The 22,761-nt window shown below is 71.1% G+C and carries 18 protein-coding genes; 8 read left to right on the top strand and 10 right to left on the bottom strand.

The genetic code is table 11. From position 1 onward, the window contains the following. Window positions 1-15: 15 nt before the first annotated feature. Window positions 16-2,091, bottom strand: a complete 2,076-nt coding sequence (tkt, locus tag P2Q00_RS01675; RefSeq protein ID WP_275768727.1) for a transketolase — start codon at window positions 2,089-2,091, stop codon at window positions 16-18. A gap of 146 nt (window positions 2,092-2,237) precedes the next feature. On the opposite strand from tkt, the gene P2Q00_RS01680 reads away from it, so the two are divergent. After that, on the top strand, window positions 2,238-3,152 hold the full coding sequence (locus P2Q00_RS01680; protein WP_275768729.1) for a helix-turn-helix transcriptional regulator: 915 nt from the start codon (window positions 2,238-2,240) through the stop codon (window positions 3,150-3,152). Window positions 3,153-3,345: 193 nt separating this feature from the next. Here the strand turns inward: P2Q00_RS01680 and P2Q00_RS01685 are convergent, their stop codons facing one another. Both P2Q00_RS01685 and P2Q00_RS01690 read right to left on the bottom strand, forming a co-directional pair. Then, window positions 3,346-4,731 (bottom strand): glycoside hydrolase family 16 protein, encoded by a 1,386-nt coding sequence (locus tag P2Q00_RS01685; protein ID WP_275768731.1) that lies wholly within the window; start codon window positions 4,729-4,731, stop codon window positions 3,346-3,348. Between the two features lie 158 nt (window positions 4,732-4,889). Beyond that, window positions 4,890-6,128 carry a L,D-transpeptidase gene (locus P2Q00_RS01690; RefSeq protein WP_275768733.1) on the bottom strand — a complete coding sequence of 413 codons (1,239 nt, stop codon included), beginning with the start codon at window positions 6,126-6,128 and terminating at the stop codon, window positions 4,890-4,892. 190 nt (window positions 6,129-6,318) lie between these two features. Here P2Q00_RS01690 and P2Q00_RS01695 point away from each other — a divergent pair, with 190 nt between their 5' ends. Further along, entirely contained in the window at window positions 6,319-9,033 is a 2,715-nt protein-coding gene (locus P2Q00_RS01695) for an FAD/NAD(P)-binding protein (RefSeq protein ID WP_275768734.1), read from the top strand. Window positions 9,034-9,113: 80 nt separating this feature from the next. On the opposite strand, the gene P2Q00_RS01700 is transcribed toward P2Q00_RS01695, so the two are convergent. Then, entirely contained in the window at window positions 9,114-11,222 is a 2,109-nt protein-coding gene (locus P2Q00_RS01700) for an MMPL family transporter (RefSeq protein ID WP_275769462.1), read from the bottom strand. A 209-nt stretch (window positions 11,223-11,431) separates the two neighbouring features. Between P2Q00_RS01700 and P2Q00_RS01705 the strand changes: the two genes are divergently transcribed. Next, window positions 11,432-11,836, top strand: a complete 405-nt coding sequence (locus P2Q00_RS01705; RefSeq protein WP_275768735.1) for a VOC family protein — start codon at window positions 11,432-11,434, stop codon at window positions 11,834-11,836. 3 nt (window positions 11,837-11,839) lie between these two features. On the opposite strand, the gene P2Q00_RS01710 is transcribed toward P2Q00_RS01705, so the two are convergent. Continuing rightward, complete coding sequence (locus tag P2Q00_RS01710; protein ID WP_275768736.1) at window positions 11,840-12,508, bottom strand: response regulator; 669 nt, start codon at window positions 12,506-12,508, stop codon at window positions 11,840-11,842. After that, entirely contained in the window at window positions 12,505-13,689 is a 1,185-nt protein-coding gene (locus P2Q00_RS01715; protein ID WP_275768737.1) for a sensor histidine kinase, read from the bottom strand. The genes P2Q00_RS01710 and P2Q00_RS01715 overlap by 4 nt, the downstream gene beginning before the upstream one ends. A gap of 202 nt (window positions 13,690-13,891) precedes the next feature. On the opposite strand from P2Q00_RS01715, the gene P2Q00_RS01720 reads away from it, so the two are divergent. Further along, window positions 13,892-15,163, top strand: a complete 1,272-nt coding sequence (locus P2Q00_RS01720; RefSeq protein WP_425579685.1) for a lipase family protein — start codon at window positions 13,892-13,894, stop codon at window positions 15,161-15,163. Window positions 15,164-15,183: 20 nt separating this feature from the next. Here P2Q00_RS01720 and P2Q00_RS01725 read toward each other — a convergent pair whose 3' ends face one another. The 3 genes from P2Q00_RS01725 to P2Q00_RS01735 all read right to left on the bottom strand — a co-directional run bounded on the left by P2Q00_RS01725 (window position 15,184) and on the right by P2Q00_RS01735 (window position 17,829). Continuing rightward, entirely contained in the window at window positions 15,184-15,939 is a 756-nt protein-coding gene (locus tag P2Q00_RS01725) for an IclR family transcriptional regulator (RefSeq protein WP_275768739.1), read from the bottom strand. Further along, window positions 15,936-17,306, bottom strand: a complete 1,371-nt coding sequence (locus tag P2Q00_RS01730) for an alpha/beta fold hydrolase (RefSeq protein WP_275768741.1) — start codon at window positions 17,304-17,306, stop codon at window positions 15,936-15,938. Before P2Q00_RS01730 ends, P2Q00_RS01725 begins: the two co-directional genes overlap by 4 nt. Window positions 17,307-17,403: 97 nt before the next feature. Further along, entirely contained in the window at window positions 17,404-17,829 is a 426-nt protein-coding gene (locus P2Q00_RS01735) for a MarR family winged helix-turn-helix transcriptional regulator (protein WP_275768742.1), read from the bottom strand. Between the two features lie 206 nt (window positions 17,830-18,035). Here P2Q00_RS01735 and P2Q00_RS01740 point away from each other — a divergent pair, with 206 nt between their 5' ends. From P2Q00_RS01740 to P2Q00_RS01755, 4 genes are read left to right on the top strand one after another with little or no spacing between them, the layout of a single operon-like run. Next, window positions 18,036-18,953: an SDR family NAD(P)-dependent oxidoreductase gene (locus tag P2Q00_RS01740; protein WP_275768744.1), complete on the top strand. Its 918-nt coding sequence runs from the start codon at window positions 18,036-18,038 to the stop codon at window positions 18,951-18,953. 4 nt (window positions 18,954-18,957) lie between these two features. Further along, window positions 18,958-19,842: an amidohydrolase family protein gene (locus P2Q00_RS01745; RefSeq protein ID WP_275768745.1), complete on the top strand. Its 885-nt coding sequence runs from the start codon at window positions 18,958-18,960 to the stop codon at window positions 19,840-19,842. Between the two features lie 10 nt (window positions 19,843-19,852). Beyond that, complete coding sequence (locus P2Q00_RS01750; RefSeq protein ID WP_275768746.1) at window positions 19,853-21,355, top strand: acyl-CoA synthetase; 1,503 nt, start codon at window positions 19,853-19,855, stop codon at window positions 21,353-21,355. A gap of 42 nt (window positions 21,356-21,397) precedes the next feature. Continuing rightward, complete coding sequence (locus tag P2Q00_RS01755; protein ID WP_275768748.1) at window positions 21,398-21,853, top strand: MaoC family dehydratase; 456 nt, start codon at window positions 21,398-21,400, stop codon at window positions 21,851-21,853. 7 nt (window positions 21,854-21,860) lie between these two features. On the opposite strand, the gene P2Q00_RS01760 is transcribed toward P2Q00_RS01755, so the two are convergent. After that, entirely contained in the window at window positions 21,861-22,691 is an 831-nt protein-coding gene (locus tag P2Q00_RS01760) for a PaaX family transcriptional regulator (RefSeq protein WP_275768750.1), read from the bottom strand. Window positions 22,692-22,761: the final 70 nt, after the last annotated feature.

Genomic DNA, 22,761 nt, shown 5'->3' on the forward strand with positions numbered 1-22,761 from the left:
TTTCTGGCGATCGGATCAACCGCGGGCGGCGGCCAGGGATTCCCGGGCTGCGGCGGCGACGTTCTCGGGGGTGAAGCCGAACTCGGCGAACAGGGTCTTGGCGTCGGCGGAGGCGCCGAAGTGCTCGAGGGAGACGATGCGTCCTGCGTCACCTGTGAAGCGGTACCACGTCAGACCGATCCCGGCCTCGACGGCGACACGCGCTCGCACGGTCGGCGGAAGGACGCGCTCGCGGTACTCGCGCGGCTGCTCCTCGAACCACTCCACGGACGGCATCGACACGACCCGCGTGCCGATCCCCTCGGCCTCCAGCTGCTCCCGTGCGGCGACGGCGAGCTGGACCTCGGAGCCGGTGGCGATCAGGACGACGTCCGGGGTCTCCTTCGAGGACTCCTTCAGGACGTAACCGCCCTTCGCCGCATCGGGGTTGGGCGCGTACGTCGGCACGCCCTGGCGGGTGAGGGCGAGGCCGTGCGGGGCCGGGTCGGTGGCGTGCCGCTTGAGGATCTCGCCCCAGGCGATGGCGGTCTCGTTGGCGTCGGCCGGGCGGACGATGTTGAGGCCCGGGATGGCACGCAGCGAGGCCAGGTGCTCGACCGGCTGGTGGGTCGGCCCGTCCTCGCCGAGCCCGATGGAGTCGTGGGTCCAGACGTACGTGACCGGGAGCTGCATGAGCGCGGACATCCGCACCGCGTTGCGCATGTAGTCGGAGAACACCAGGAAGGTGCCGCCGTAGATACGGGTGTTGCCGTGCAGCGCGATGCCGTTCATCTCGGCGGCCATCGAGAACTCGCGGATGCCGAAGTGGACGGTACGGCCGTACGGGTCGGCCTCCGGCAGCGGGTTGCCCTTCGGCAGGAAGGACGACGTCTTGTCGATGGTGGTGTTGTTCGAGCCGGCCAGGTCGGCGGAGCCGCCCCACAGCTCCGGGACGATCGCGCCGAGCGCCTGCAGCACCTTGCCGGAGGCGGCGCGGGTGGCGACGGACTTGCCCTCCTCGAAGACGGGGATCTCGGATTCCCAGCCCTCGGGCAGCTGACCGGCCACGATCCGGTCGAAAAGCTCGGCGCGCTCGGGGTTGGCGCCGCGCCACTTGTCGAGCTGCTTGTCCCAGGCGGCATGCGCCTCGGCGCCGCGGTCCAGGGCCTCACGGACGTGGGTGAGGACGTCGGCGTCGACCTGGAAGGACTGCTCGGGGTCGAAGCCGAGGATGCGCTTGGTGGCGGCGATCTCGTCGGCGCCGAGCGCGGAGCCGTGGGAGGCCTCGGTGTTCTGCGCGTTCGGGGCGGGCCAGGCGATGATCGTGCGCATGGCGATGATGGACGGCCGCTCGGTCTCGGCCTGCGCGGACTTGAGCGCCGCGTACAGAGCCGGTACGTCGATGTCGCCGCCGAGGGAGGGCTCGACGCGCTGCACGTGCCAGCCGTAGGCCTCGTAGCGCTTGAGGACGTCCTCGGAGAACGCGGTCGCGGTGTCGCCCTCGATGGAGATGTGGTTGTCGTCGTAGAGGAAGACCAGGTTGCCCAACTTCTGGTGGCCGGCCAGCGAGGAGGCCTCGGCGGAGACGCCCTCCTCCAGGTCGCCGTCGGAGACGATCGCCCAGATGGTGTGGTCGAAGGGCGAGGTGCCCTCGGGGGCCTCGGGGTCGAAGAGGCCGCGCTCGTAGCGGGCGGCCATCGCCATGCCGACGGCGTTGGCGACGCCCTGGCCGAGCGGCCCGGTGGTGGTCTCGACACCGGCGGTGTGCCCGTACTCGGGGTGACCGGGCGTCTTGGACCCGTGCGTCCGGAAGGCCTTCAGATCATCCAGCTCGACCTCGTACCCGGCGAGGAAGAGCTGGGTGTAGAGGGTCAGCGAGGTGTGGCCGGGGGAGAGAACGAAACGATCCCGGCCGGTCCACTCGGGATCGGCGGGATCGTGACGCATCACCTTCTGAAAGATCGTGTACGCGGCCGGGGCCAGGCTCATCGCCGTGCCCGGGTGTCCGTTCCCGACCTTCTGCACGGCGTCGGCCGCCAGTAGACGGGCCGTGTCGACGGCACGCCGGTCGAGTTCGGTCCATTCGAAGCTGTCCGATGTCTGCGTACTCATCTTCAAGAAGTCCTCGATCGAAGCGACTGAGCAGGTCTGATGCGTTCAAACTTAAAAGTCAGACTTTTACGGGGGAAGGTCGCTGTGTGTCAGCCTGTGGTGAAAGTGGGACACCGACGGCACGACCGAGGCGGCACGAGTAGGACATGGCGGGCAGAACCATCCAAGGTGGAGACGGTGACGGTGAGGTGGACGGCATCCGAACGTTCCCTTTCCCGGTCGAGCTGAGTCTGGGCGGTGTCGGCATGCGCGTCGGCCGTATGGGGGCCGGTCGCACCTGGCACGCCGAGGCGTCGTCGGCCCCGCTGGAGCGCGTGCACCGGATCGACTTCCACGTCGTGATGCTCTTCGACGACGGCCCCGTCCGCCACATGATCGACTTCGCGGAGTACGAGGCGTCGCCCGGCGATGTGCTGTGGATCCGCCCGGGCCAGGTCCACCGCTTCTCGGAGGCGAGCGAGTACCGCGGAACCGTCCTGGCCATGCAGCCCGGCTTCCTGCCCCGTGCCACGGTGGAGGCGACCGGCCTCTACCGCTACGACCTGCCGCCCCTGCTCCACCCCGACGAGGCCCAACTGGCCGGCCTCCGCTCGTCCCTCGCCCAGCTCCAACGCGAGTACGAGGACACCGCGACCCTCCCGCTGAGCCTGCACGCCGCGGTGCTGCGCCACTCCCTGACGGCGTTCCTGCTCCGCCTCGCCCATCTGGCGGCCAGCTCGGCGGAGGCGGCCCGCCGCCAGTCGGACACCACCTTCACCCTCTTCCGGGACGCCGTGGAGAAGAACTTCGCCACCAACCACAGCGTCAGCGCCTACGCCGACTCCCTCGGCTACTCCCGCCGCACCCTGGTCCGCGCGGTCCGCGCCGCCACCGGCGAGACCCCCAAGGGCTTCATCGACAAACGGGTGGTCCTGGAGGCGAAGCGCCTGCTGGCCCACACGGACATACCGATCGGCCGGGTGGGCGCGGCGGTCGGCTTCCCGGACGCCGCGAACTTCTCGAAGTTCTTCCAGCAGCACACGGAGATGACACCGGCGGCGTTTCGGGCGGAGTTGCGGTGACGCTGCCCTGGGGGGCGTTTTCGGCTGCGGGTGCGTTGTGGCTGGTCGCGCCCCGTGACGGAGCCGCATATGGATGCAGCCCCGTGCCCGTTCAGGGAGCTGTAGCACCCCAGCCACGGAGCTCGCCCCTCGGGGCCGGCCGCACGAGGGTGCCCCGCGCGGCCTTTCGCGCGGGGCACCCTCGGCACTCCCGTCAGTGCCCGAAGTCGAACCAGTTCACATTCACGAAGTCCGCCGACTGGCCGCTGCTGAAGGTCAGATACACGTCGTGCGTGCCGGTCACCGAGCTGATGTTGGCCGGGACCGTCTGCCAGGTCTGCCAGCCGCCCGTGTTGGCGATGGAGAAGCTGCCGACGGGGGTGCTGGTGGCGCTGTCCAGGCGCACCTGGACCAGGCCGCTCACGCCCGAGGCGGCGCCGCTCGCCACCCGGGCGTAGAACTGGGTGGCTGCCGTGGAGCCGAAGTTGACGCCCTTGTAGAGGGCCCAGTCGCCGTTCGCGATGTAGCCGACGTCCGAGCCGCCGCCGGTGTCGGAGGTGGTCTCCGTGCTGATGCCGGACTGGCTGTCGTACGACTCGGCCTGGATGGCGCTGTAGGCGTCACGGTTGCCGGAGGGCGGGGTCGTGCCGCCGCTGCCGCTTGCCGACAGCACCTGGACGTAGTCCACGAGCATCGGATGGCCGGACTCCGTGGCGCTGGTCGGTCCGCCGCCGAACGCGGCCGGGAAGCCGCCGCCCATCGCCACGTTCAGGATGACGAAGAAGCCGTGGTTGGTGGCGTTGGCCCAGGTGGTCGCGTCCACCTGACTGGACGTCACGGTCTGGTAGTTGACGCCGTCGACGTAGAAGCGGATCGCCTCGGGGCTGACCGAGCGGTCCCACTCCATCGTGTAGGTGTGGAAGGACGACTGGCAGGTCGTGTTGGGACATGCAGTTGAATTGCCCAGGCCCGTCGTCTCGTTGCAGGGACCGCCCGAGGCCGTACCGCAGTGCATGGTCGCCCACGTCTTGTTGATGCCGTTGACGTTCTCCATGATGTCCAGCTCGCCGACGCTCGGCCAGTTCTGGTAGTTGCCGCGGTAGGGGGCGCCGAGCATCCAGAACGCGGGCCAGTAGCCCAGGGCCGCGTTGCCGGTGACGTTGGGCATCTGGATACGGGCCTCGACGCGCAGCTTGCCGCCGGCCGGGGGCTGGAAGTCGGTGCGGTTGGTCTCGATACGGCCCGAGGTCCAGTTGCCGGACGAGTCGCGGAGCGGGGTGATCTTCAGGTTGCCGCTGCCGTCGAGCGCGACGTTGCTGGTGCTGTTCGTCATCGTCTCGACCTCGCCGGTGCCCCAGTTGGCGGCGCCGCCGGGATACGAAGTCCCGGTGTCGTACTGCCAGTTGGAGGTGTTGACGCCGGTGCCGGCCGAACCGTTGAAGTCGTCGAGGAAGACCTGCGACCAGCCCGACGGGGGTGTGGGTGCCGAGGCGTCGGCGGACTGGGTGGCGGCCGTGGCGAGCACGGCCGCCAGGCCGAGCGTGCTGAGTGCGGCGATGAGCGCGCGTCGCCGTCTGGGTATGCCGGAGGTTGCACTCATGGGGTGCCTCTCGGGTACGGAGTGATGGCTGCGGGGTGCCCTTGAGAGCGCTCTCAAAGTGGGCCCAATGTGCTCTCCGTCACCGGGGTCGTCAAGAGTTAAAGCGAGGAAAGTCCTTTCGGGGCGGGGGAGTTCACGCCATGAACGGTTAAAAGGTGCTAAACCGCGCTGCCCGCCTTCCACTCCGACCACGACAGGTTCCAGCCGTTGAGGCCGTTGGCCGGATCGACGGTCTGCTCGCCCGAGTTCTTGACGATGACGACGTCACCGAGCATCGAGGAGTCGTAGAACTTGTAGCCCGCCACGGAGCTGTCGTTCGCCCCCTTCGCGTCGTGCAGGCCGACGCAGCCGTGGCTGGTGTTCTGGTGGCCGAACACCGAGGTCGACGCCCAGTAGTTGCCGTGCACGAAGGTGCCGGACGTGGTCAGGCGCTGGGCGTGCGGCACGTCGGAGATGTCGTACTCGTCGCCGAGCCCGACCGTCGAGGACTCCATGCGGGTCTGCTTGAACCGCTCGCTGATCACCATGATCCCGGACCAGGTGGTGTGCTGGGCGTTGCCGCCGGAGACCGGGTAGGTGGCGATCGTCTTGCCTTCCCGCCTGACCACCATCTCCTTGCTGGACAGGTCGACCGTGCTGATCTGCGCGCGGCCGATGTGGAAGGTGACGTCCTTCTGCTGCACGCCGTAGATGCCGTCGGAAGCCTCGATGTCCTTCAGACGCAGGCTGAGCGTGATCTTGGTGCCGGACGCCCAGTAGTTCTCCGGGCGGAAGTCGAGCCGGGTGTCGCTGAACCAGTGGCCGACCACCTCCACCGCGGGCTCGGCGGTGACGGTGATGGCCTTCTGGACGGCGGCCCGGTCCTTCACGGCGTGCGTGAAGTTGATCGAGACCGGCATGCCGACGCCGGACGTCGAGCCCGCCTCGGGCGTGAAGTAGCCGACGAAGGTCTCGCCGGGCGACTTGGTGGTGAAGGTCGCGGTCTGCGCCGAGGCGCCTTCCGGAGTGGCCGAGACCGTGTACTTCGTGCCCGAGTACGGGTTCTTCGTCGACGTCCACCTGGTCCTCGCGGCGTCGAGCGAACCGGCCAGAGTGGAGCCGTCGTTGCCGGTGACCTTGACGGACGCGAGCGTGCCGTCGGTGACGGTGACCTCGACCGGGCTGGTGAAATCGGCCTTCTTGGTGCCGTCGGCGGGCGTGACCGAGACCGTGGGTTTCTTCGCGGCGGCCTTCGCGGACGTGTCGGACTTCGTCGTCCCCGTCGAGGCGCCCGCCGAACTGCTGCACCCGGACAGTACGGCGGCGGCCGGTGCCACGCCGAGCACCGTGAGCAGCCCGCGCCTGGACCACCTCTGCGACTGCTGCTCGAACCGGTTCACTATGTGCGAGACGCCCACGGCAGGCCTTCCTGGGATATCCACCTTTTCCGGGTGCATCCTGCGTCGCGCAGATTTGTTGATCCTTTGAATTTCCGGGCGACTTCCTGAGATTCCTGTGAGGAGTGGCCGTGAGAAGGCCTGAAACCGCGGTTGTCCGGGCGCCTGGGTTTGTGAACAGAGTATGAATGGCCCGGTCGGGGCCTTGAGCATGCGCAAGGAACGAAGACCAACGCCGGAGGTATACGTGACCGAAGTCCGCGAGCCGCACACCGTGGCCCTCGTCGGAGCGGGTGCGGCGGGCACGCTGACCGCCGTCCAGCTCTGCGAGACGGCGGCGCGCCGCCGGACACCGCTCGACCTCGTCCTGCTCGACCCGGCCCCGGAGGCGGGCCGCGGCACCGCGTACGCCACGCGCGACCCGCGCCACCGCCTCAACGTGCCCGCGGGCGGCATGAGTTGCTACCCCGACGATCCCGGCCATTTCACCCGCTGGCTGTGCCGCCACGGCGAACCGGCCGTCACCGCGGCCGACTTCGCCACCCGTTACCGTTTCGGCGCCTACCTCGCCGACACCCTGGCGCAGGCCATCGTCCGCGCTCAGGGCACGGTCACGGTACGACGGCTGCGCACCCGCGCCGAGAGCTGTACAGACACCCCCGGCGGCCGGGTGGAACTCCGCCTCGCCGACGGGGGACACCTCACCGCCGACAGTGCGGTCCTGGCCACCGGCCCCGCCGCCCCGTCCGCGACCTGGGCCCCGCCCGCCCTGCGCGCCTCCGCCCGCTTCGTCGCCGAGCCCTGGACCACCGGTGCCCTGGACGGCCCGCTCTCCGACACCGCCGACGTCCTCCTCGTCGGCACCGGCCTGACCGCCGTCGACCTCGCCCTGACCCTCGACCGCCCCGGCCGCACGGTCCACGCCCTCTCCCGCAGCGGCCTGCTGCCCCAGCCGCACGCCCTCACCCCTGCCGGCCCGATGGGCCCGCCGGAGGACCTCGACGACACCTCCCTGGGCCGCCTGCGCCGTACCGTCTACCGCCACATCAGCCGCTCCGTGCGCACCCACGGCGACTGGCGGCCCGCCCTCGACAGCCTGCGCCCGCACACCGCCCGCCTCTGGCACAGCCTCACCCCCGAGGACCGTGCCGAATTCCTCGCCCGCGAGGGCGCGTTGTGGAACACCCACCGCCACCGCATGGCACCCGCCACCGCCGAGTCCGTCTCCCGGGCCCGTACGGCCCGACGGCTGGCCGTGCACACCGGCGCGGTGACGGACGCGGTCGAGCACGACGGCTCACTCGTGGTCACCCTCTCCAACGGCCGTACTCTGCAGGTCGGTTGGGTGATCGACTGCACCGGACCGGGCCGACGGTTCGAGGACCCCCTGTGGCGCTCCCTGTTCGCGTCCGGGGCCGCGATCTCGGGCCCGCTGGGCATGGGCGTGGCCACCCGAGACGGGCGGCTCCTGGACGCGGACGGCAGCGCCGACCGCCCCCTGTTCACATTGGGCGCCCCGCGGCGCGGCGAACTGTGGGAGACGACCGCGATCCCCGAGATCCGCGTCCAAGCGGCCGCCCTGGCACGGCAGTTGCTCGCCCCACTGGCGGGGAGGACCGGCAGGCCGCGCCTCTCCCGCCGTCCCGTCGACGGCCACGGACTCGCCCTGTCCACCCACGCGGAGGCGGCGGCCGCCTACCGCGCCGGCCTGAACCGGGTCCTCAAGGTCCGCGCCGGCGCCGAGGACGCCTTCGCCCGCGCGGTCGCCCTCGACCCCGGGTTCGCCCTCGGCCATGCGGCCCTCGCCCTGCTCGGCCACGAGTGCGGCGCCGCCGTCGACGTACCACGGGCCCTCGCCGAGGCGCAGCGCTCCGCGCGCGACCAGGCCGACGAGCGGGAGCGCTCCTTCGTCGACGTGGTCACGCGCCGCGTGCACGGAGACAAGGGGGACACCGCCCTCGTACGCCACCTCGACGCGCACCCCGCCGACGCGCTCGCGCTCGCCGCCGCCGTGCCCACCATCGCCTTCTCCGGCGTCACGGACCTCGACGACGACCACGCGCTGCGGCTGGTCGAGCGGACGTCCCCCGCCTACGACGGCCACTGGTTCCACACCTCGCTGCTCGCCTTCCTGCGGCAGGCGGAGGGCCGGCTGCACGAGGCCGGGGAACTCGCCCACCGCGCCCTGGCCGTCGAGCCGGCCTCCGGGCACGCCGTGCACGCCCTCGCGCACGTCCACTACGAGTCCGGCGCACACGAGGCGGGCCGCGACTGGCTGGACGGCTGGGTGTCCGGGCAGGGCCGGGGCGCCGTCCACCGGGCGCACTTCTCCTGGCACATCGCCCTGCACGAACTCGCCCTCGACGACCCGGCGGCGGTGCGCAGGCGCTGGTTCGCGCAGCTGGCGCCGGGCCGGGTGGTGACCGGGGTGCGGGCGCTGGTCGACTCGGGGTCGCTGCTGTGGCGGGCCCGGCTGAGCGACAGCTGGCGGGGCGAACTGCCCGCCGGGGACGTCCTGGACACGGTCGCGCTGGACGTCCTGGAACGTCCGGCGACCGCCTTCACCGCCCTGCACGCCGCCGTCGCCCTGGCCGCCGCGGGGGACCTGCCGGCGCTGCACCGGTTGCGTGACCATGCCTCCGGCGCGGACGAGGTGCAGCGGGAGGTCATCGTGCCGCTGTGCGAGGCGTTCGCCGCGCTGGTCGAGGAGCGGTTCCAGGAAGCCGCCCGCGGTCTTGACGCGCTGCTGCCGGTGCTGCGGCGGGTGGGCGGCAGTGCCGCCCAACGCGAAGTCGTCGAGGAGACGCTGCTGTATGCCCTGGTGTCGGCGGGGCGGTGTGACGCTGCGCGTCGGCTCTTGGATGCCCGTTTGGACCGGAAGGAGGCGCCGCGGGATCGGCGTATGCGGGCCGGCCTGCCGGCCTGAGCGTGTCGATCGTCTGCGGCGGCGTCGTGGCTGGTCGCGCAGTTCCCCGCGCCCCTTCAGGGCGCGGGGCAGCCGCATGGTCAGCGGTTCGCCAACTCCGCCTGTTTCGTGGGTTCTTCACGCACGCCGAACCGGTCGTGCGCCCGCCGCAGCTGCCTCGGCGCCCACCATGCCCGCCGGCCCAGCAGCGTCATCGTTGCCGGGACCAGCAGCATCCGTACGACCGTTGCGTCGATCAGGACTGCGAGGGTGAGCCCCAGGCCGATCTGCAGGATGGGCGAGAAGCCGCCCGTCATGAAGGCGCCGAAGACGACGGCGAGGAGCAGGGCGGCGCAGGTGACCACGCGGCCGGAGCGGCGCAGACCGGCCACCACGGCCTCCTGGTCGTCACCGGTCAGCTGCCGGGCCTCCCGCATCCGGGCCAGGATGAACAGCTCGTAGTCCATGGCCAGCCCGAAGGCGATCGCGACGATCAGCGGGGGCGCCGTCAGGCTCAGCGCGCCCAGGCCCTCGGCGCCCAGTGCGCCGGCCAGGTGGCCGTCCTGGAAGACCCACACCACCACACCCAGCGCCGCGCCCAGGCTGAGCAGTGTGGTCAGGATCGTGCGCAGCGGGATCAGCACCGAGCCCGTGAACGCGAACAGGAGGATGAGGATGCCCGCGAGGACCGTCACGGCGGCCCAGGGCGCCCGGTCGGAGAGCATCCCGCGGAAGTCGACCAGGCGGGCGGCGGGCCCGGTGACCTGCACCGGTTCGGTGCCCCGGATGTCCCGCACGTGCTTCACCAGGGCGGTGGCTTCCTTGCCGTCCACCCGGCCCGACGGCTGCAGCTGTACGACCGTCCCGCCGCCCGGCAGTTCGCGGGACTGCGCGCTCGGCGAGAGGGCGCGGATCCGGTCGGCCGTCGCCGGGTCGGTGCCCGGCTTGACGACGACCGTGACCGGCGAGACCCCGGTGCCGGCCGGGAAGTGCGCGTCGACGGTGTCGTAGAGCTGCCGTGCCTCTGTGCTGGACGGCAGTTGCGTGGCGTCCCCGATCTCGATCTTCATACCGGTGACGGGCAGGGCGAGGAACAGCAGGGCCGGTACGACGGTGGCGAGTACGGCGATACGGCGGCGGGCGGCGAAACGCGCCACGCGGGCGAAGAAGCGGCCCTCCTCGCCCTCCGGCCTGCTCTTCGCCGGGGCGATCTTCGCGCCGAACCTGGTCAGCAGCGCCGGCAGCAGCGTCAGCGCCGCCAGCATGTCGATGACGACCACGGCGGCCACGGCCAGGCCCATGCTGCGCAGGAACACGCTGGGGAAGACCAGCAGACCGGTCAGGCTGACGGTCACCGTGAGCCCGGAGAACAGCACGGTACGCCCGGCCGCGGCGACCGTGCGGTGCACGGCCTCGGCGACGTCTTCGGTGGACTCGGCGTTCCGGCGCTCCTCGCGGAAGCGGACCAGCATCAACAGGGCGTAGTCCACGGCGAGTCCGAGGCCCAGCATGGTGGTGACCTGGATCGCGTACACCGAGATGTCGGTGACCTGGCTGAACCCGAACAGCGCCAGGAAGGCTCCCGCGATCCCGCTCACCGCGATCACCAGCGGCAGCCCGGCCGCGCGCAGCCCGCCGAACACGACGAGCAGCAGGGCGAGTACGACGGGCAGGGAGACCAACTCGGCGTTCTTCACGTCCTCTTGAGCCCGTTCGCCCAGTTGCTTGCCCAGCAACGGGCCGCCGCTGACATGGACTTCGGGCGCGTCGATCTGTTTGATGCGGTCCGCCGCCGCATCCACGGCCCGCCCCTCGGCATCGTCTCCGAGACCACCCTTGAGCGTGACCGGGACGATCAGTGCCTGTCCGTCCTCGGCGGTCAGGCCTCGGGTCGTGTACGGGTCCGGCACGGCGGCGACCCCGGCGATTCGGCGTACGTCTGCGACGGCCTTCTCGACCTGGCCGCGGAGACCGGGGTCGGAGACGGCGACGCCCTCGACCACGGCGGTGATCGACTCGCCCGTCGGGTCGACGCGGTCCAGGTACTGGGCGGCCCGCTCCGACTCGGTGCCCGGCACCTCGGGCACGTTGTCGGAGAGCCGCCCGAAGACACCCGTCCCCAGCCCGAAGCCGAGCAGCAGGAAGAGCACCCACAGAAGGATGACGGTCAGCGGGCGGCGGGTCGCTGCCCGGGCGAGTGTGGAGAGCACGGTGCCTCCCGGCGGGTCGTCGGTTCTCATCGCCCTCAGACTCGTGGCGACGGAGGGTGTGGCGGATCGCCGGAGGGAGTGGTTTCGAGGCCTCGGTCGTACGGGGGAGGCAGACGTTCGGCTCACTCCCGAGAGGGAGACGGCGGGAATCCTCCGTACGGTCGCCGGAGTTGAGGGAGCAGAACAACCGCGATCCCGGAGGAGGCCGTATGTCCGATGAACCCGCCGTCCGTGAACTCCGTCTCGTCGTCACGGCACCCGACTACGACGAGGCCCTGCGCTTCTACCGTGACATCCTCGGCCTGCCCGAGCGCGCAGCCTTTTCGTCCCCCGACGGAAGAGTCACCATCCTCGAAGCGGGCCGCGCCACGCTGGAGTTGACCGACCCGAACCACGCCGCCTTCATCGACGACGTCGAGGTGGGCCACCGTGTGGCCGGGCACATCCGGGTGGCCTTCCAGGTCGACGACTCCAGCGTCGCCACGGCACGACTGGCCGCCGCAGGGGCCGAGGTTCTCGCCGAGCCGACGCGCACCCCGTGGAACTCCCTGAACTCCCGGCTCGAAGCTCCGGGCGCCCTCCAACTGACCCTCTTCGAGGAACTGGACGGCTAGGGGCTAGGAGGCCCCCGGCATCACGAGCCCCGTCTCGTACGCGCAGATCACCGCCTGCACCCGGTCCCGGAGGCCGAGCTTGCTCAGCACGTTGCTGACATGGGTCTTGACGGTGTGCTCGCTCACGAAGAGCGTCGTGGCGATCTCGGCGTTCGACAGCCCGCGGGCCAGCAGCCGCAGTGTCTCCACCTCACGGGCCGTCAGGGCGTCCAGTCGCTGCGGGGTGACCTCGGTGGCGGTCTCCTCCCGGCGGCGCCGCACGATGTCCGCGACCAGCCGCCGTGTCACCGTCGGCGCGAGCAGGGAGTCGCCGGCCGCGACCACCCGTACGGCGTGCACGAGGTCGTCGCGGCGCACGTCCTTGAGCAGGAAGCCGCTGGCGCCCGCGTACAGCGCCTCGTAGACGTAGTCGTCCAGGTCGAACGTCGTCAGCATGACGACCTTGCAGCAGGACTGCGCGCACACCCGCCGGGCCGCCTCGAGGCCGTCCATGACCGGCATGCGGATGTCGAGCAACAGCACGTCGGGTGCGTGCTGTTGGACGGCCGCGACCGCCTCCGCGCCGTCTCCGGCCTCGGCGACCACCTCGATGTCCCGCTGCGCCTCCAGGATCATGCTGAAGCCGCTGCGGACCAGTTCCTGGTCGTCGGCGACGACCACCCGGATGCTCACCCCAGCGCCGCCTGCCGGTCCGACGCGGCGGGCAGGCGTACGACGACGCGGAAGCCGCCGTCAGGACCGCGCCCGGCCTCGGCGCTGCCCCCGCACGCGGCGGCCCGCTCCCGGATGCCGATCAGCCCGTGCCCGCCGCCGGGTGCCGCCGGGCCCCGTCCGTCGTCGGTCACCGTGAGGGTCAACACGTCCTCCGTCCAGTCGAGTTCGACACTCGCGCAGGCAGCGTACGCATGCTTGACGGTGTTGGTCAGGGCCTCCTGCACCACGCGGTAGGCGGCGACCTCGGCGTCCGCGGGCAGCGGATGCGGCTCGCCCGTGGTGCGCAAATCCACGCGCAGGCCGGTGGATTCGGCGACCTGGCGCACGAGTCCGGGCAGCGCCACCACACCCGGCTGTGGTGAAGTGCCGTTGCGCTGCTCCTCCTTGAGCACCCCGAGGATCCGCCGCAACTGCGCCATCGCGTCCCGCCCGGCCGCCGCGATCGCGTCGAAGGCGGCCTCCGCGCGCTCCGGATCACTGCGCACCACGACCGGCCCCGCCTCCGCCTGCACCACCATCAGGCTCACCGCGTGGGCGAGGATGTCGTGCATGTCCCGGGCGATCCGGCGGCGTTCCTGCGCGATGGCCCGCGCGGTGTCCGCGGCGCGCTCCCGCTCCAGCCGGCGGGCCCGGTCCTCCAGTTCGGCCGTGTAGGCGCGCTGCACGCGGGCCAGCGTGCCGAGCGCGTACGCGCAGGCGATCGCCAGCAGATGGAAGGCGTACTCGAAGGGCCGGGCGTCCTCCTTGAAATGCATGGTGACGGTGGCCCCGATCACCCAGCCCACCAGCATCAGCCGCCGCTGCCAGGGCGGGGTGCGGGCGGCCATGGTGTAGAGGACGACGAGACCGCCGTACAGGACGTCCGGCGGTGGCGCGTGGTACATCGCCATCGCGGGCGTGGCCGCCGAGACGACCCACGCGGTGGCGAACGGTGCCCGCCTGCGCCACACCAGCGGCACCGCCGTCGCGGCCCCCAGCAGCCAGCCCAGCAGGGTCAGCCGGTCGTCCCCCTCGTCGGGGAAGAGCCACTGCAGCGAGACCGCGAACAGCACGAGCGCGGCGAGGGCGGTGTCGACGACGTACGGATTCGCCGTGCGCAGCCGCACGGCAACCTGCGTGAACCAGGACGGTGGGGACATGAGCGGCTCCTGAAGGCAGGGGGCCGTTCCAGTATTCCGAGGCTCCCGTGGACGGCGCCTCGCCGGTGAGAGGGATATACGGCGCTAGTCAGCGGAGCACAGCCGAGCCGGTGCCGGTTTGTCATCCTTTAACTAGCAGTGCTCACCTACTCGTTCGTAATCTCGCGGCTCCCACTCACCGTGCAGAAGGGACCTTGTGATGGTGAAGAGGAGAGTCGCAGTGCTCGCAGCCGGAGCCCTGCTCGGCGGAGCATTAGCCGTACCGGCCGTGACCGCCTCGGCCGGGACGAGCGGGCCGTGCTCCGACGCCGACACCGCGATCTACCGGCCGCCGGCAAGCGCGAGCGCCGCCCCGGGCGACGTCATCGCCTGCCGTACGGTCGACTCCCTGCCCCTGCTGGGAGGCGGCACCGCGGTCAACGCGTGGAAGGTGCAGTACGGATCCACCGACGGCCACGGCAGGAGGGACACCGTCGCGGGTACGGTGATCGTGCCCAAGGAGGCGTGGCAGGGCCCGGGCGAGCGGCCCCTGGTCGCCTTCGTGCCCGGCACCCTGGGCATCGGACCGCAGTGCGCCTTCTCCAAGCAGCTCGCCGGCCAGTACCAGGACGCCTACGAGGGCCCGAACCTCTCGGCGCTGCTCAAGGCCGGCTTCGCCGTCGCGGCGACCGACGGCGCCGGATACCTGGACGGCCAGGTCCATCCGTATGTCTCCGGCGCCGACGCCGGACACGCGGTCCTCGACGTCGTACGTGCGGCGTCGAGGCTGCCCGGCAGCGGGGTGAGCCCCGATGCGCAGGTCGGGATCTGGGGGTACTCGGAGGGCGGCTCGGGAAGTCTGTGGGCCGCGCAGCTCGCCAAGTCGTACGCCCCCGAGGTGAACGTCGTGGGCGTGGCGTCCGGCGGGGTGCCGGGCGACCTGCGGCAGGTGGCGAAGGCACTCAACGGCGGGGGGTTCGCCGGGTTCCTCGTGGACGCCGTCATCGGCCTGTCGGTCACCCACCCGGACATGCCGTTCGACGGACTCCTCAACGACAAGGGCCGCACGGCCGTCAAGGACGCCGAGTCGCTCTGCGCCGTCGGCACCGTCGCACGCTTCACCGGCGCCCACATCGAGGACTACACCAAGGACCGGCTCACCCTCGACCAGCTCTACGCTCTGCACGGCCCCGACGGCACCACCTGGGGCCAGGTCGCCGACACCAACAGACTCGGCGTCGGCGTGGGCCCGTCCGGATCCGGGGCCCGCTACGAGATCGGCTTCCCGGTCCTGCAGTACCGCGGCCTCCTCGACGAGGTGATCCCCGCCGAGACCGGCCAGGGCACACGCCGCGCCTACTGCGACGCGGGGGTGGCCACGCAGTGGACGTCGTACGCCGGCGACCATCTCCTCGGCGACCCGCAGGCGATCGGCGACTCGGTCGACTGGCTCACCGACCGGTTCGCGGGCAGACCGATGCACGGCAACTGCTGACCGGACCTCGGCCCCGGCTTCTACGGCTCCTTCGTCGGCCGCCAGCCCAGCGCCCGCGAAATGCCGCGTGCCGCAAGCCGCACCGCGGGCACCAGCACCGGTACCTGCGCGTCGGCTTGCGGCACCACCACCGACACGGCGGCGACCACCGCGCCGCCCGGCCCGCGCACCGGGGCGGCCACCGAAAGGGCGTCGTCGGTGACCTGCCGGCTGCTCACCGCGACTCCCGTGCGCCGCACCTCGGCCAGCACCCGACGCAGCCGCGCCGGCTCGGTGACGGTGTACGGCGTGAAGGACGCGAGCGGGCCCGCGCAGTACTCCTCCTGGAACTCCGGACCGCAGTGCGCCAGCAGCGCCAGCCCGACCCCGGTGGCGTGCAGCGGCCAGCGCGCCCCGACCCGGATGTGCACCCCGACGGCACTGTGGCCGGATATCCACTCGGTGTAGACGACCTCCCCGCCGTCCCGCACCGCCAACTGCACGTTCTCGTGCGTCGCTTCGTACAGGTCCTCCAGGTACGGCAGCGCGAGCTGCCGCAGCGCGAGGCCGCGCGGGGCGAGCGCCGCGATCTCCCACAGCCTGAGCCCGACGTGGTAGACGCCGGACTCGTCGCGCTCCAGGGCGCCCCAGTCGGTGAGGGCGGCGGCCAGGCGGTGCGCGGTGGTGAGGGTCAGCCCGGCCCGCCGGCTGATGTCCGTGAGGGACAGTGCCGGGTGCTCGTGGTCGAACGCGGCGAGCACGGACAGCAGCCGGTCGGGCGCGGAGCGGAGGGTCATGGCCGGGCGTCTCCCGGGTGGGCGAGGTCGTACGGGCGGGGGTAGCCGGCCGGGCGGTATGTCACATACCGCGGCTCGGTCGTCGGGTCCTCCTGCGCGGCACGGGAGTTGAGCGCGGCGGCCGAGCTGTCCCAGCGGCCCGTGTCCAGGCGGTGCTCCAGGGTGTGCAGGGCGCCGGTCATCTCGCCGGAGGTGAAGGCGCAGTGCCCGGGCCCGTCGACGTACGCCTGGCTGAGCAGTGCGCCGGAGCCGCCCGCGTCGGCGGCCCGCCGGTAGGCGCTCTCGGCCTGGACGGGGATCAGGCCGTCGCCGGTGGTGTGGATGTCGAGCTGGGGGTCGCTGAGCCGGCCGCTGAAGACGCTGGTGTGCCGCATCCACCGTACGGCCGCGGGGTCGGCCGAGATCCGGGGTGCGCGGTTCAGGGCCGTGAGGTCGGTGCGCAAGGACAGTCCCGCCTCCTTGTAGAGCTCGGTCACCTCTTTGTACAGCGGGGACCGGCCCAGCATCGCGGTGTAGTCGACGCCCGTGTTCCACGACGGGTCGCCGCCCGCCCGGCTCTCGGCCTCCTGCCGCCAGCTGAACGCGGGCAGCTGCACCAGCCCGGTGACGGCCGTGTACTGGTTGGCCTCCTGGCCGTCCCAGTCGGCGGGGCCCGGCTCGGTCTGTGTGGTGGCGTTGTAGCCCGGGATGTTGTGCAGGGCGGCGGCGAGCGCGATCCGGGCCCTGCCCTCCGGGGTCTGCTGTGCCGCGGAGACCTTCGAGGCGAGCGCCTTCGCCGCGCTGCCGGCGGCCGCCTGGTCGGCGAAGCCGGTGAGCGGGATGTCCGCGCCGGGTGCGAGCAGGGTCTTCAGCGCGAACACCGGGTCCAGCGTGCTGTTCCAGTTGGCGACGCCGCCCTGCACCAGGCCGCACATCGACAACGACCCGTCGAAGCGGTCGGCGTGCCGCTCGGCCAGCGTCGTCGTGACCAGGCCGCCGTACGACGTGCCCCAGGCGAGCGTGCGCCGGGCCGTGCCGAACTTCTGGATGAACAGATCGAGGGTGGCGAGCTGGTCGGGCACCGCGTCCGTCACCGCCCAGCCGGTCGTGGCGTAGGAGGAGCCGATGAGGGCGTAGCCCTCGGCCAGCAGTTTGTCGCGGGTGGTGGAGTCGGGGGAGTTCTGGGCCGGGTTGGGCACGCCGGCGGGCCGGTAGCCGTGGCTGTAGAGGAGTACGGTGCCGTTCCAGCCGGCGGGCACGTCCATCAAGTATGCGGCGCCCGAAGGGAGTTGGCCCTCCAGGTGGGTGTCGGTGGCCGCCTGCGCGGGCAGAGCGGTGGCCGCGCTCAGGGTGAGGGTCAGCACGGCGAGGCAGGTGCGGGTCTTCAACGGGGGTCCCTTCCGGTGGGGGGTGCGGGACGAAACTCCGGTGAAGTTAGGCACATGCGCGTCGGCCGTCAATGACTTGCACAACATTGGCCGGGTGTCAGCCGAGTCCGTCCTCCGCGATCCGCAGCAGCAGCGCGTGCAGCGTCTTCCGCTCGGTCGGCTCCAGTGGCTCCAGGAGCTCGTTCGTCACGCGCAGGCCCGCCTCGTCGGTGTCGCGCAGGAAGGCGCGGCCGTCCTCGGTGAGGACGACGATCCGGCTGCGGCGGTCGTCGGGGGAGGGGCGGCGCTCGGCGAAGCCCAGCTTCTCCAGGTCGTCGACCAGGCCGACGATCGCGCTCGGGTCGTAGCCGAGACGGGCGCTGAGCTCGCGCTGCAGGGTGCCTTCGGAGGTGGCCAGGAAGCGCAGTACCGCGTAGTGGCGCAGGCGCAGCCCCGACTCCTGCAGGAACGTGTTGAACAGCTGCCCGGAGCGCAGGCCCAGGCGGTACAGCAGATAGCCCGTATCCGCGTGCAGCCCACGCATCCATGGCTCGTCCGCGTCGATCGAGGCTGCGTTCGTGGCGTGCTGGCGGGTGATGGCGGGCTCCCTGGTCTCGGCCCCCGGGGGGCGAAGTTCGTCGTGCAGATTCCAGCATGTCGCACCCGTAGGTCATCAACAACTATTGACGTCAACAATTATTGCTCTTAGCTTCGATCTCGAAGCCGCACCCCATGTGAAGGGACCAGCTCGTGCCCAGCATCGATCTCACCGGCAAGGTCGCCGTCGTCACCGGCAGTGGCCGGGGCCTCGGCCTCGCCTACGCGCATGCCCTCGCCGCCCATGGCGCGTCCGTGGTCGTCAACGACGTCGACGAGGCCGTGGCCGAGGCGGCCGTGAAGTCCATCGCCGAGGCCGGCGGCAGCGCCGTCGCCGAGGTCGTCCCGGTCGGCACGACCGAGGCCGCCGAGCGGCTCGTGAACCGGGCCGTGGAGGAGTTCGGGCGGCTCGACATCCTGGTCACCAACGCCGGCATCCTGCGCGACAAGGTGCTGTGGAAGATGTCCGACGACGACTTCGACGCGGTGATCACCACCCACCTCAAGGGCACCTTCACCTGCGCCCGCGCCGCCGCCGTCCGGATGCGCGAGCAGGGTGAGGGCGGCACGCTGATCCTGGTCGGCTCCCCGGCCGGGCAGCGCGGCAACTTCGGGCAGACGAACTACTCCGCCGCCAAGGCCGGCATCGCCGCGTTCGCCCGCACCTGGTCGATGGAGCTGGGCCGCGCGAACATCACCGTCAACGCGATCGTGCCGGTCGCCGCGACCGCGATGACCGAGACGATCCCCGCCTTCGCGCCGTACGTCGAGGCACTGAAGAACGGGCAGCCCTTCCCGGACTTCCTGCGCAAGGGCGAGGGCTTCGGCACTCCCGAGGACTGCGCGGCCCTCGTCCCGTTCCTTGCCTCCGAGGCCGCCCGCTCCATCACCGGCCAGGCCATCGGCATCGGCGGCGACAAGGTGGCAATCTGGTCGCATCCGCAGGAGATCAAGGCGGCGTACGCCGACGGCGGCTGGACCCCCGACACCCTGGCCGAGGCCTTCCCCACCTCGGTCGGCGCGGAACTGCAGAGCGTCGGCGTCCCCGCCCCGAAGTTCCCGGAGGCCTGACACCATGACGACCCTCAACGTCGAGGAACTCGTCGCGATCGACGTCCACACCCACGCGGAGGTCTCCTCCAAGGGCCACTCCTCCCTGGACGACGACCTGCACGACGCGTCCTCCGCCTACTTCAAGGTCGAGGGCAAGCGGAAGCCGACGCTGGAGGAGACGGCCGCCTACTACCGCGAGCGGAAGATGGCCGCCGTGATCTTCACGGTCGACGCCGAGTCCGCGACCGGCACCGCGCCGGTCCCGAACGAGGAGGTCGCCGAGGCCGCGGCCGCCAACTCCGACGTCCTGATCCCCTTCGCCTCCATCGACCCCTTCCGCGGCAGGGCGGGCGTCAAGCAGGCCCGCCGGCTGGTCGAGGAGTACGGGGTGAAGGGCTTCAAGTTCCACCCCAGCATCCAGGGCTTCTTCCCCAACGACCGCTCGGTGGCGTACGACCTCTACGAGGTGATCGAGGAGACCGGCACGATCGCCCTGTTCCACACGGGCCAGACGGGCATCGGCGCCGGAGTCCCGGGCGGTGGCGGCATCCGCCTGAAGTACTCCAATCCGCTCCACGTGGACGACGTGGCCGCGGACTTCCCGCACCTCAAGATCATCCTGGCGCACCCGTCCTTCCCCTGGCAGGACGAGGCCCTCGCCGTCGCCACGCACAAGCCGGGCGTGCACATCGACCTGTCCGGCTGGTCGCCGAAGTACTTCCCGCCGCAGCTCGTGCAGTACGCCAACACGCTGCTGAAGGAGAAGGTCCTCTTCGGCTCCGACTACCCCGTCCTCACCCCGGACCGCTGGCTCGCCGACTTCGCCAAGCTGCCGATCAAGGACGAGGTCAAGCCGAAGATCCTCAAGGAGAACGCCGCCCGTCTGCTCGGGCTGACCAAACCGTAAGGGGCCGGACATGCGCAACGAGGGACTGGGATCCTGGCCCGCACGCCGGGCCCGCAAGACCCCGCACCGCACCGCACTGGTCCACGGCGACACGACGCTCACCTACGGCGAGCTCCACGCCCGCACCACCCGCCTCGCGCACGCCCTGCGCGCCCGGGGCGTCAGGCGCGGCGACCGGATCGCCTACCTCGGACCCAACCACCCGTCCTTCCTGGAGACGCTGTTCGCGGCGGGCATGCTCGGCGCGATCTTCGTACCGCAGAACACCCGCCTCGCCGGCCCCGAGATCGCCTACCAGCTTGCCGACTCCGGCGCGAAGGTCCTCGTCTACGGCCCCTCGCACGCGGGGCTGGTGGCCGGACTGCCGGGCAGCACGGACGTCCGCGTGTATCTCGAAGTGGGCCCGGAATACGAGGAGTTGCTGTCCGGATCCCCCGACGAACCGATCGACGAGCCCGTCGCCGCGGACGACACCTGCCTGATCCTCTACACCTCGGGCACGACCGGCCGCCCCAAGGGCGCGATGCTCTCGCACGCCAACGTCACCTGGAACAGCGTCAACTTCCTCATCGACAAGGACCTCCTCGCCGACGACAGGGCCCTCGTCTCCGCCCCGCTGTTCCACATCGCCGGGCTGACCGTGCTCACCCTGCCCGTGCTGCTCAAGGGCGGCGCGTGCGTCCTGGTCGAGGCCTTCGACCCGGCCGCCACCCTCGACCTCGTCGAACAGCATCGGATCACCTACATGTTCGGCGTACCGGCGATGTTCGAGCAGGTCGCCCGCCAGCCGCGCTGGCCGGACGCCGACCTGTCGTCGCTGCGCATGCTCAGCTGCGGCGGCGCCCCCGTGCCGACCCCGCTGATCGAGACCTACCAGGCACGCGGACTGACCTTCCTCCAGGGCTACGGCATGACCGAGGCGCTCGGCGTGCTCTTCCTGGACGGGGAGAACTCCGTCGCCAAGGCGGGCTCGGCGGGCGTCCCGATGTACTTCACGGACGTACGCGTCGTGCGCCCCGACCTCACCCAGGTCGAGCCCGGAGAGACCGGCGAGGTCGTGTCGCGCGGGCCGGCCGTGATGTCCGGCTACTGGGGGCTGCCTGAGGAGACGGCGGCGGCCTTCGCCGACGGCTGGTTCCGCACCGGGGACGCCGCCCGTGTCGACGAGGACGGCTACGTCTACATCGTCGACCGCATCAAGGACATGATCATCTCCGGGGGCGAGAACATCTATCCCGCCGAGATCGAGGACCGGCTCCTGGCCCACCCCGACATCGTCGAGTGCGCCGTCATCGGCGTGCCGGACGAGAAGTGGGGCGAGGTGCCGCGCGCGGTGGTCGTGCCCCGCGCGGGGGCCACGCCCGACCCCGACGAGATCCTCGCGTCACTCTCCGGACAGCTCGCCAAGTACAAGATCCCGAAGTCGGTGGTCCTCGCGGACGAACTCCCGCGCACCGCCTCCGGAAAGCTCCTCAAGTCCCGAGTGCGCAAGCGCTACGGCACCAACTCCTGAACTCCCTTCTCTTGAACTCCGTTCGAACTTAAGGACAGTTGCATGAGCGTCACCGTCAACGGCATCGACGAACTGAAGAAGCTCGCCGGCAGCGACCTGGGCACCAGTGACTGGATCGAGGTCACCCAGGAACGCATCAACACGTTCGCCGACGCCACGGGCGACCACCAGTGGATCCACGTGGACCCCGAGCGCGCCGCCGAGGGCCCCTTCGGCGCCCCCATCGCCCACGGCTACCTCACCCTCTCCCTCTTCATCCCCCTCTTCACCGAGCTCCTGGACGTCCAGGGCGTCACCACGAAGGTCAACTACGGCCTGAACAAGGTCCGTTTCCCCTCCCCGGTGAAGGTGGGCTCCCGCATCCGCCTGATCGGAAAGCTCGCGGAGGTCGAGGAGGTGCCGGGCGGCGTACAGATCACGGTCGACGGCACGATCGAGATCGAGGGCGCCGCGAAGCCTGCCGCCGTGCTGCAGAGCCTGTCGCGGTTCTACGCATGAATCGGTTCTACGCCTGATCGGGGCGTACCGGCACCAGGTCGAGAAGGCGCTCCGAGGCCTCCCGGGCGAGCGGCGTGAGCCGGTCGTACACCGCGCGGAACGTCTTCTCGGCCCGTTCCGCCGGCCAGTCGTCCGGCAGGTGCTTGACCGGGAGGCGCGGGTCGCGGCGGATGACCTGCAGCCACTCGGCCTGCAGCCGAAGCCGCAGCGCGAGGGCTTCGTCGGCGTCCGGCAGCCGGCTCTCCCAGGCCTCCCAGCGGCGCACGAACTCCTCGTAGCGCATGGCCAGTTCGGACAGCTCCCAGGTTTCCTCGATCATCGAGCCGATGTCCATGCCGGCGTCGGCGTGCGCACGGAAGACCTTCACATGGGCGGCGAGCCCGAGCTCGGACACCAGCTCCGCCACGTCCACCTCACCCGGCGCGATCCACAGACCGCTGAACAGCGGGCCGAAACCGCTCCACGTCAGCTTGGAGCGCAGGTCGTGGCGCTGGCGCTGCCAGGACTCGGGCAGCGAGAAGCCGAGCAGCGTCCAGGTGCCGTCCCACTGCCGGTTGACCGCGCCGGTCTGCCAGATGCGGCGCTCGCCGTCCCGCAGCACCGCCGCCGAGTGCTCGGTCAGGCCGAAGTACATCCTGCGGCCCTCCCGCTGGCGACGCAGCAGACCCCGCTTGACCATCCGGGTCAGCGTCGAACGGGTCGCCTGCTCGCCTACCCCCGCGCGCTCGAAGACGTCGATCACACTGCCCGAGTACACACAGACGTCCCGCCCGAGCACCTGGTCACCCAGGAACGTGAGCAGCAGGGACTGGGGCCGCAACGACTCTTCACCGGTCATGCGGCCACGGTACGACGGGTTGGATCACTTCGTGACCGGGCGGTACGCCCTGAAGGGGCGCGGGGAACTG

The organism is Streptomyces coacervatus (genome assembly GCF_029223485.1).
GTDB classification, from domain to species: Bacteria; Actinomycetota; Actinomycetes; order Streptomycetales; family Streptomycetaceae; genus Streptomyces; species Streptomyces coacervatus.

Bases quoted from the DNA above. Each gene is read 5' to 3' on its own strand.
- P2Q00_RS01705 (WP_275768735.1), top strand. From the start codon at position 11,432: ATGTCCGATGAACCCGCCGTCCGTGAACTCCGTCTCGTCGTCACGGCA.
- P2Q00_RS01685 (WP_275768731.1), bottom strand. From the start codon at position 4,731: ATGAGTGCAACCTCCGGCATACCCAGACGGCGACGCGCGCTCATCGCC.
- P2Q00_RS01680 (WP_275768729.1), top strand. From the start codon at position 2,238: ATGGCGGGCAGAACCATCCAAGGTGGAGACGGTGACGGTGAGGTGGAC.
- P2Q00_RS01725 (WP_275768739.1), bottom strand. From the start codon at position 15,939: ATGACCCTCCGCTCCGCGCCCGACCGGCTGCTGTCCGTGCTCGCCGCG.
- tkt (WP_275768727.1), bottom strand. From the start codon at position 2,091: ATGAGTACGCAGACATCGGACAGCTTCGAATGGACCGAACTCGACCGG.
- P2Q00_RS01755 (WP_275768748.1), top strand. From the start codon at position 21,398: ATGAGCGTCACCGTCAACGGCATCGACGAACTGAAGAAGCTCGCCGGC.
- P2Q00_RS01695 (WP_275768734.1), top strand. From the start codon at position 6,319: ATGCGCAAGGAACGAAGACCAACGCCGGAGGTATACGTGACCGAAGTC.
- P2Q00_RS01715 (WP_275768737.1), bottom strand. From the start codon at position 13,689: ATGTCCCCACCGTCCTGGTTCACGCAGGTTGCCGTGCGGCTGCGCACG.
- P2Q00_RS01750 (WP_275768746.1), top strand. From the start codon at position 19,853: ATGCGCAACGAGGGACTGGGATCCTGGCCCGCACGCCGGGCCCGCAAG.
- P2Q00_RS01745 (WP_275768745.1), top strand. From the start codon at position 18,958: ATGACGACCCTCAACGTCGAGGAACTCGTCGCGATCGACGTCCACACC.
- P2Q00_RS01760 (WP_275768750.1), bottom strand. From the start codon at position 22,691: ATGACCGGTGAAGAGTCGTTGCGGCCCCAGTCCCTGCTGCTCACGTTC.
- P2Q00_RS01735 (WP_275768742.1), bottom strand. From the start codon at position 17,829: ATGCGTGGGCTGCACGCGGATACGGGCTATCTGCTGTACCGCCTGGGC.